The 243-nt window shown below is 50.6% G+C and carries 2 tRNA genes; both read right to left on the reverse strand.

From position 1 onward, the window contains the following. A tRNA-Arg gene (locus tag OGX99_RS00820) sits at positions 1–74 on the reverse strand. A 90-nt stretch (positions 75–164) separates the two neighbouring features. Continuing rightward, positions 165–241, reverse strand: a tRNA-Arg gene (locus tag OGX99_RS00825). Positions 242–243: the final 2 nt, after the last annotated feature.

Here is a 243-nt window from a genome sequence, read left to right on the forward strand (position 1 = left end):
TGCATCCGGGAGGATTCGAACCTCCGACCGCTCGGTTCGTAGCCGAGTACTCTATCCAGCTGAGCTACGGATGCATCAGGGAAACTTACTTACTGCAGATTTGATATCACTGCTAAAGTGATATCGTTTTCCGTAACAACGCTAATGCGTTATTGCAGAGAAAATGGTGCATCCGGGAGGATTCGAACCTCCGACCGCTCGGTTCGTAGCCGAGTACTCTATCCAGCTGAGCTACGGATGCAA

It is taken from the genome of Citrobacter sp. Cu096 (assembly GCF_030332285.1).
GTDB classification, from domain to species: domain Bacteria; phylum Pseudomonadota; class Gammaproteobacteria; order Enterobacterales; family Enterobacteriaceae; genus Citrobacter; species Citrobacter meridianamericanus.